Origin of the sequence: Nocardia sp. CC201C (genome assembly GCF_030010695.1) — a bacterium.
GTDB classification, from domain to species: domain Bacteria; phylum Actinomycetota; class Actinomycetes; order Mycobacteriales; family Mycobacteriaceae; genus Nocardia; species Nocardia otitidiscaviarum.
The window spans coordinates 1-8525 of the sequence record NZ_JASCXP010000326.1; the positions used below are offsets into that span (position 1 = coordinate 1).

Annotated in this window: 7 protein-coding genes; 5 read left to right on the plus strand and 2 right to left on the minus strand. The window is 70.8% G+C overall.

Annotated features, from left to right (window positions below):
• Positions 1–3 precede the first annotated feature (3 nt).
• The gene (gene ppa / locus QK444_RS26955) at positions 4–495 is read right to left on the minus strand and encodes an inorganic diphosphatase (protein WP_029925158.1); all 492 of its coding nucleotides are present in this window, start codon (positions 493–495) and stop codon (positions 4–6) included.
• Between the two features lie 151 nt (positions 496–646).
• Here ppa and dacB point away from each other — a divergent pair, with 151 nt between their 5' ends.
• The 5 genes from dacB (at position 647) to QK444_RS26980 (ending at position 6203) form a co-directional block, all read left to right on the plus strand.
• Positions 647–2107 (plus strand): D-alanyl-D-alanine carboxypeptidase/D-alanyl-D-alanine-endopeptidase, encoded by a 1461-nt coding sequence (gene dacB / locus QK444_RS26960; protein ID WP_282784934.1) that lies wholly within the window; start codon positions 647–649, stop codon positions 2105–2107.
• 13 nt (positions 2108–2120) lie between these two features.
• The gene (locus QK444_RS26965) at positions 2121–3266 is read left to right on the plus strand and encodes a zinc-dependent metalloprotease (RefSeq protein ID WP_282784936.1); all 1146 of its coding nucleotides are present in this window, start codon (positions 2121–2123) and stop codon (positions 3264–3266) included.
• An 84-nt stretch (positions 3267–3350) separates the two neighbouring features.
• Positions 3351–4337: a tRNA lysidine(34) synthetase TilS gene (tilS, locus tag QK444_RS26970; protein WP_282784938.1), complete on the plus strand. Its 987-nt coding sequence runs from the start codon at positions 3351–3353 to the stop codon at positions 4335–4337.
• 36 nt (positions 4338–4373) lie between these two features.
• A complete protein-coding gene (gene hpt / locus QK444_RS26975) occupies positions 4374–4931 on the plus strand; it encodes a hypoxanthine phosphoribosyltransferase (RefSeq protein ID WP_282784940.1) in 558 nt (185 codons plus the stop codon).
• 378 nt (positions 4932–5309) lie between these two features.
• Positions 5310–6203 (plus strand): LysR substrate-binding domain-containing protein, encoded by an 894-nt coding sequence (locus QK444_RS26980; RefSeq protein WP_195144897.1) that lies wholly within the window; start codon positions 5310–5312, stop codon positions 6201–6203.
• Positions 6204–6432: 229 nt separating this feature from the next.
• On the opposite strand, the gene QK444_RS26985 is transcribed toward QK444_RS26980, so the two are convergent.
• Positions 6433–8525, minus strand: a 2093-nt coding sequence (locus tag QK444_RS26985; RefSeq protein WP_349239545.1) for an amidase family protein, incomplete at its 5' end; no start/stop codon positions are given.

The following is an 8525-nucleotide window of genomic DNA, read 5'->3' on the forward strand; positions in this document are numbered from 1 at the left end:
ACCTCAGTGTCCGCCCTGCTCCTTCAGGCGGGCGTACGCCTCGGTCACCAGCGACTCGGCCTTCTCACGGCCCTCCCAGCCTTCGACCTTGACCCACTTGCCGGGCTCCAGGTCCTTGTAGCGCTCGAAGAAGTGCGCGATCTCCTTGCGCTGGAACTCCGGGATGTCCTCGACGTCCTGGATGTGATCCCAGCGCTTGTCACCGGCGGGCACCGCCACGACCTTCTCGTCCCCGCCCGCCTCATCGCTCATGAGCAGCACGCCGACCGGACGGGCCTCCACGATGACGCCCGGGAACACCGGCTCGGGCAGCAGCACCATGCAATCGAGCGGATCGCCGTCGGAGCCGAGGGTGTCCTCGATGAAGCCGTAGTCGGCCGGGTACATCATCGGGGTGTACAGGTAGCGGTCCAGCTTCACGCGGCCGGTCTTGTGATCGACCTCGTACTTGTTCCGCTGACCCCGGGGGATCTCGATGGTGACGTCGAACTCCACGTCATCTCCTCTTTTCTGGTGCCTATGGCTGCCGACTCGCCAGCTCGTTCGAAGGAACGACTGCGCAACGAGGATAGTGTGGTGCGCGAGCGTGTGGGTGCGGCAGGGACGCCGGACGATCCCACCACTGGTACCAGGGAGACAGCGGCACGTGGTCGGTGCGGACAAGAAGAACATCGGTGGATTGGCCGCCAAGCGGCGTCGCAGAAACTGGATCGTCGTGGCATCCGTGCTGGTCATGGTGCTGGTCGCGGTGACCTCGGTGGCGTTGATCCTGAAGCCGTGGACCGAGGAGTTCCGGCACGGGGGCTTGACCATCGCCGCCGCGCCCGCCCCCGCCACGGTGTCGCCGCGGGTGGCGCCCGCCCCCGCCGATGCGCCCGCACCCTCGAAGGCCGGTCTGGCGGCGGCGCTGGGGCCGGTGGTGAACAACCCCGACCTGGGTGTGTTCGCCGCGGTGGTCTCCGACGGCGATACCGGTGAGGTGCTGTTCAGCCTGGACCCGGACAAGCCGCAGATCCCGGCCTCCAATGCCAAGATCCTGCTGGCCGCCGCCGCACTGCTGGCGCTGCCGCAGGACCAGCGGGTGACGACCGAGGTGGTCACCGGGGCCACGCCGAACGAACTGGTGCTGGTGGGCGGCGGCGATCCGACGCTGACCGCGCAGCCCGACGGCAAGGGCTACTACCAGGACGGGCCGAAGCTGTCGGATCTGGTGGCGCAGATCAAGACGTCCGGGCGGACGGCGGACACCATCGTGGTGGACACCTCGCGCTACACCGGGCCGAGCATGGCCCCGGGCTGGCTGACCGAGGACATCGCGGGCGGCTCCATCGCGCCCATCGACCCGGTCATGCTCGACGGCGGTCGCCTGGAACCGCTGCGCGCGTACTCGCCGCGCACCCCGACGCCCGCGCTGGACGCCGGGCGGCGACTGGCCGTGGAATTGGGCCTGGATCCGGCGCGGGTCCGGCTGGGAACCGCTCCCACCGGGGCGACACGGGTCGCGGCCGTCCAGTCCGCACCGCTGCGCGACCGGCTGCGGGACATGATGGTCGACTCCGACGACGTGCTGGCCGAGACCATCGCCCGCGAGATCGCCGCCGCCACCGGTGCGGAACAGTCCTTTACGGGTGCGGTGACCGGTCTCACCACCACCCTGCGCGCCGCCGGATTCGACCTGACCGGCGTCACCCTGGCCGACGGCGGCAGCGGACTCTCGGTCGACGACCGCATTCCGGCGAGCGTGCTCGACCGGATCATCACCGTCGCGACACTCCCGAACAGCTCGGGGAGCCAAGACGATTCGAGTGTGAAGGGGGCGGCTTCGGTCACCGCCTCACCGCTGTCGGCGCTGCTGGACTACCTGCCGGTGGCCGGTGCGACGGGGACGCTCACCGACCGCTACACGGTGCGCGATCGCGCCGGCGCGGGCTGGGTACGTGCCAAAACCGGAACTCTGGACGTGGCAAGCTCGTTGGTGGGGTATGTGCTGGATCGCGATGGGCGCGTACTCACCTTCGCGTTGATGTCGAACGAGCGGCTGCCGGGAGCGAGCCGCCCCGCGTTGGACGCCATCGCGGCGACACTGCGTAATTGTGGATGCTCCTGACGGGTGGATGACTATGACCGGACCCGAACACCATTCGGCCGATGCCGCCAACCCGGGTACCGGTGAGTCCCGTGCCCAACTGGTGATCGACCCGAAGACCGGGGAATTGAGCCGTAAATCCAAGCCGGGGCTGACCGGCGCCGTGGACTGGCAGCTGGCCGCCCGCACCGGAGCCCTGCTGGTCCCGGCCGGGCCGCGGACCACGCGGTACTCGGCGGAGCAGGCGGTGGCCGAACTGGCCGACGCCTCGGTGCGCGCCGAAGCGCCCGTGCGCGAGGTGAGCCGACTGCAGGACGGTTCGGTGGTGCCCGCGGCGCGGGTCGTGGACCGGCCCGGTTGGATTCAGGCCGCGGCCGCGTCCATGGCGGCGCTCACCGGCAACGAGCCGGGTGCCGACGATCGCGGGCGGTTCGTCGGCAAGCCCGCCGGGGTGCAGGCCGGGGCCATGCTGGCGTTCCTGTCCACGGCGATTCTGGGACAGTACGACCCGTTCAGCGGGCCGAACGGCACGCTGCTGCTGGTCGCGCCCAACATCATGGGCGTGGAGCGGGCGCTCGGCGTTCCGGCCAGCGACTTCCGGCTCTGGGTGTGCCTGCACGAGGTCACGCACCGGGTGCAGTTCTCCTCCGCGCCCTGGCTGGCCGACTACATGAAGCGCAATGTGGAACTGCTCGGCGAGGTCGGCGACGAGCCTCTCGCCGATGTGCTGGCCCGGCTGGTGGAGGCGGTGAAGGAGCGCCGGCGCGGTGTCGAGGACCCGTCGTCCGGCGGCGTCATCGGCCTGCTGCGCGCCACCCAGGCCGCACCGCAGCGCGAGGCGCTGGACCGCCTGCTCATGCTCGGCACCCTGCTCGAGGGGCACGCCGACCATGTCATGGACGCCGTCGGCCCGGCGGTGGTGCCCTCGGTGACCCGGATCCGCTCGGCCTTCGATCAGCGTCGCCGTCGCCCCGGCAATCCGATCCAGCGGCTGCTGCGCGCCCTGCTCGGCATGGATGCCAAGGTGGCGCAGTACGTGCGTGGCAAGAAGTTCGTGGACGAGGTGGTGGCCACCGTCGGCATCGACGAGTTCAACGCGATCTGGACCGACGGTGACACGCTGCCGCGCACCGACGAGATCGGCGAACCGCGCCGGTGGGTGGAGCGCGTTCTGGGGTGATGGCTCGTCCGCCGCTCCGCGATCGGCGCGACCTCTCCGAAGGAGGCGTCAGCGGGAGGCGGGGTGACGTGCGACGATCAGGGCATGAATCGTCCCAGGCTGCCCGAGACGTCGGCGGCGCTGGAAATGCGCCGTGCGGTACGGGACTGGGTGGGGGAGTACGCGGTCGACGGGGTGGTCGCGGTCGGATTGTCGGGCGGGGCGGATTCGCTGGCATTGACCGCGGCGGCGGTGTCGGAGGCCGATGTCGTCGACGCGCTGGTCGTGGATCACGGTTTGCAGGAGGGGTCGGCGCGGGTGGCGGCGGAGGCGGCGGCCGTGGCGATGCGGCTCGGATGCCGGTCGGCTCGGGTGCTGACGGTCGAGGTGTCCGGCGGCGGGGGAATGGAGGCGGCGGCGCGCCGGGCTCGGTACGCCGCGCTGGACGAGGCGCGGGGCGCGTCCCCGGTACTGCTCGGGCACACCCTCGACGATCAGGCCGAAACCGTGCTGCTCGGGTTGGCGCGCGGGTCGGGGGCGCGGTCCATCCAGGGCATGGCGGCCTTCGCCGAGCCGTGGGGACGGCCGCTGCTGGGGGTGCGGCGGGAGGTGACCCGGCGGCTGTGCGCGGAGCTGGGGCTGACCCCGCACGAGGATCCGCACAACAGTTCCCCGGAGTTCACCCGGGTGCGGCTGCGCACCGAGGTGCTGCCGCTGCTGGAGGAGGTGCTCGGCGGCGGGGTGGCGACCGCACTGGCCAGAACAGCGGCTCAGCTTCGTGAGGACGGCACGGCCCTGGACGGCATAGCCGAGAAGTTGCTGAACTCCGCTCGCGATGGCGAGGGCCTGTCGGTCGAGACGCTCGCCACTGCCCCGCCCGCACTGCGGCGGCGGGCGATCCGGGCATGGTTGCTCGCCGGTGGCGCGAAAGCGTTGACCGACAAGCATTTACGGGCGGTCGACGCGCTGGTCACGGATTGGCACGGGCAGGGGGCGATCGCGGTCGGCGGCGGAGTCGCCGGGACCAGGTTGGTTGCCGGGCGCGAGCATGGCAGGCTGATACTGAGCTTGGCCGAATACGAGCCCAGGTGATTCGGGATACACATCACTGAAGGGAAACCAGCGCACGTGTACGGGGATGACATCGCGTCGGTGCTGATCAGCGAGGAAGAGATCGCGGCCAAGGTCGACGAACTGGCCGATCTCGTAGCCAAGCGTTATCCGGCCGGCGCCCCGGAGGGCGATCTGCTGCTGGTGGGCGTGCTCAAGGGTGCGATCTTCTTCATGACCGATCTGGCCAAGAAACTCTCCATCCCTACCCAGATGGAGTTCATGGCCGTCTCGTCCTACGGTTCCTCGACCTCGTCCTCGGGTGTCGTGCGGATCATGAAGGACCTGGACAAGGACATCGCCGGGCGCAATGTGCTGATCGTCGAGGACATCATCGACTCCGGCCTGACGCTGTCCTGGCTGCTGCGCAACCTGTCCAGCCGCAATCCCGCCTCGCTGGAGGTGGTGACGCTGCTGCGCAAGCCCGACGCGCTGCGCACCCAGGTGGACGTCATGCACGTGGGCTTCGACATTCCGAACGAGTTCGTGGTCGGCTACGGCCTGGACTACGCCGAGCGCTACCGCGATCTGCCCTACATCGGCACCCTGCATCCGAAGGTGTACGGCGGAGCCTGATCCGGACCCCTCGTCCTGGGGTCTGTCCGAATTGCTTCCGGCGGGCGGCTTTCAGTCGACTGTGAGGAAAATCACCAACTCTCTTCGGTGGCCGATCGACCTGGGGGAGTCAGTTGTTGCTGCCGTGTGCGGGTGGCTGCGCGCCGCCCGGTCGGCGGTGGGGCGTGCTCTGAATTACTGCTGGTCGATTGACCTTATAGATCTTGGTCGGCCGACCACTTCAGCGGTCGCCGGGCGTTCGCGGAGCCGGTTACCGCGCGGTTCGCCGCGCGTCATATGCTGTCTGTAACAAACCTGATGGCTGTTTTCGTCGTGGATTTCAAACTCCGGGGTTGAATACGGCTGGAAATCCAAGACCGATTCTGATAGCAAGGGGCTATGGACCCGCATTTGCGCGACCTGCGGTATTTCGTCGCTGTCGCTGAGGAACTGCACTTCACCAACGCCGCCCAGCGGCTGCACATCGCGCAGCCCACCCTGTCACGGCAGATCCGTCAGCTCGAACGCCAGCTCGACGTGGTCCTGTTCGACCGCAACCAGCGCAGCGTCGCCCTGACCGTGGCGGGCAAGGAACTGCTCGAGGGCGCACGCAAGATCCTCGAACTCTGGGAGGTCACCAACGTGGCGCTCCAGGAGGCGGGCGAGGTGCTGCGCGTCGGCATCCAGTCCTCCATCGGGCGCGGCCTGATCACCGACCTGGAGTCCGCCAGCGGCCACCGGCTGGCCCTGCACTCGGCGTCCTGGACCGACCCCTCCAGCGGCCTCGCCGGCCGCCAGGCCGATCTGGCGCTCATGTGGCTGCCCGTCCCCGACACCGCCCGCTACCGCTGGCAGGTGCTGCGCACCGAGCCGCGCTGGGTGCTGCTGCCGGAGAACCACGCCCTCGCCAATCGCGAGACCATCGACTTCGCCGATCTGCTCGACGAGCCGTTCATCGCCATGCCCGCCGAAGCCGGCGCCGCCCGCGAGTTCTGGCTCGGCGCGGACGCCCGCGGCGGCCGCCAGGCCCGCATCGGCGCGGAGGCCGCCACCGCCGAGGAGCGGCTCGAAGCCGTCAGCCTCGGACTCGGTGTCTGCCTGCTCGCCGAGAACAACGTCCCCATGTACCGCTGGCCCGGCCTCACCGCCCGCCCGGTCAACGGCCTGCCCCCGTGCGAACTCGCGGTGGCCTGGCGCGCCGACGACGACCGCCCCACCATCCTCGAATTCGCCACCCGCGTCCTCGAGGGCGGCTTCCATGTCCGCCTCCCCGCGACTTCAGCGCCCAGCTGAGAGCCGTAGACGGTTGAGCACGCGTGCCTGCGCCCAACGGCGCGCCGATTGCGGGCGTGCCCGACGAGTTACCCGAACGTCACCAGATCAGTGGTCTCGTCTCGATCGGGAGTTCGGGGCGGTGCGGCGGCAGCGGATCGGAGGCACTGCCGCCGGATGAACGCGTGAGCTTTCCAGTGGTGCGCCGCGGATTCGCTCAGTAGCTGGAATCCGACCCGCTGTGTTGGAGTCAGCGGGCCGTACGACGCCAGGGGTGGGCCGATTCGAGTTGTCCCGCCAGGCGGAGCAGGGTGGCCTCGCTGCCCGGTTGGCCGATCAGCTGGGCCGCCACCGGGGTGCCGGTGCGGGGGTGGATGCCCATCGGGATGCTGAGGGCGGGCCAGCCGACCAGGTTCCACAGCGGCGTGAACGGCGAATAGCGCACATTGGCAACGACATTGGCCAGCCACGGGAGTTTGTGCCAGCGGCGGGCGCGTGGCGGCGCGGTCGCCAGGGTCGGGGTGATGACCACGTCGTAGCGTTCGAAGTGGTCGAGCAGCCGGGCCTCGATGCGATCCACCTGGGCGGGGCGCAGCAGCCCCGAGCGCAGCGCCAGCTTGCCCAGCGCGATGTGAGCGCGGGTGCGTGCTTGCAGGCGGTCCGGATACGCGACGGTCGCGGCCTCGCGGGCGGCATTGGCCACCCAGCGCAGCATGAGCGCGAAAGTCGCGCCCTGGTACGGCAATTCCGCCGATTCGACGTGATGGCCCGCCGTCGCGGCGGCGGCGGCGGCCTTGCGGGCGGCGGCGTCCCAGTGCCGGTCCACGCGGCCCAGCGGCAGCGGGGGCGCGGTGGCCAGGCCGATCCGCAACGACGGCGGCGACTCCAGGTCGGCCAGGTCCGGACGGTCGGCGAGCACCGAGAGCATGAGCGCGGCATCGGCGACAGTCGTTGCCAGCACGCCGTTCTCGGTCATCCCGCCCCACGAGTCCACGCCGATCTCGGCGGGCACCAGCCCACGCCCCGGCTTGACCCCCACCACACCGCAGCAGGCCGCCGGAATCCGCACCGAGCCGAGTCCGTCGTTGCCGTGCGCGACCGCCACCATGCCGGAACCCACCGCCGCGCCCGACCCGCCGGACGAACCGCCCGCGCTGAACTTGGGGTTCCAGGGATTGCACGTGACACCCGCGGGCGAATCGGTGGTGCCCCACAGGCCGAACTCCGGAACAGCGGTGAGGCCGACGACCACCGCGCCGGCCGACCGTAGTCGCCGCACCACCGGATGATCGGTCTCGGCCGCCCGATCCCGGCCAGCCAGCGACCCGGCCCGGCTCACCTCCCCGGCGACATCGACATTGTTCTTCACCGCGATCGGCACCCCGGCCAGCGGCAGCACATCCAGATCCGCCCGCTCGGCCACCGCCCGCGCCTCCGCCCGCGCGGCCTCGGCCCGAACCACGCTGAACGCGTTCATATTCCGATCCCGGGCGTGAATGCGCGCCAACGCCTCCTCCGCCAGCAGCAGCGGCGACAACACCCCGTCCCGCACCGCTGCCGCGATCGCTCCCGCGGTGCTGGTGTCGACTCGCGCCGTGCCGGGCGTACCCGTGCTCGTCGCGGTGGGGACCTTATCCGCTGCGACCATCGCTCCCGGGGTGCTGGTGTCGGCCGTATTCGTGCTCGTCGCGGCGGAGATCTTGTCCGCGGGGTGCACGGCCGCCCGGCTCACCTCCGCTCTCGGGGCGGCGGCGCTTGCCGTGTCGGCGGTGCGGTCATCGCGTGCGTCCCCGTGTGTGCCGCCCTCGGTGTGGGAAGCGTGCGCCTCGGTTCCTGCCGTACTCGGGCCGTCGTCCGTGCGTGGTGTGCTGTCCGCCCTCACCTCGGTCCGGTGGGCGCGGGCGTCGGTCGGTGCGGTGGTGTCGAGCTGTGCCGTGGTGGGCGCACTCGTGTTCGTTGCGGCCGGTGCCCCGCCGACGGGATCCGTGACGGCCGGGCTCACGTCGCCCTGTGCCGTGGCCGCGCCCGCCGCCGTACCGGTCGGGGTGTCGGCGTGTGCTGTGTGGGGCGGGTCGTCGTCACCGCGTGGCGAGCTGTCCGCGGCCACCTCGTTCTGGTCGGCGTCGGTCGTTGCTCGGGCGGTCGGGGGTGGTGTGCTCGGCGCGGGGTGGTCGGTGCCGTCCGCCGAGGTGTTCGCGGCCACGGGTTTCTCCTGACCGGGCGTGGCGGGGGACGGTGGGGTGGACCGGTTCGGGGTGGTGTGCTCGGCGGTTGCCGGGGTGGTGGAATTCGGGGCCGGGGCGGGGTCGCGCCCGGGCGCGGGGTGGGGCCGGGGGGGGGGGG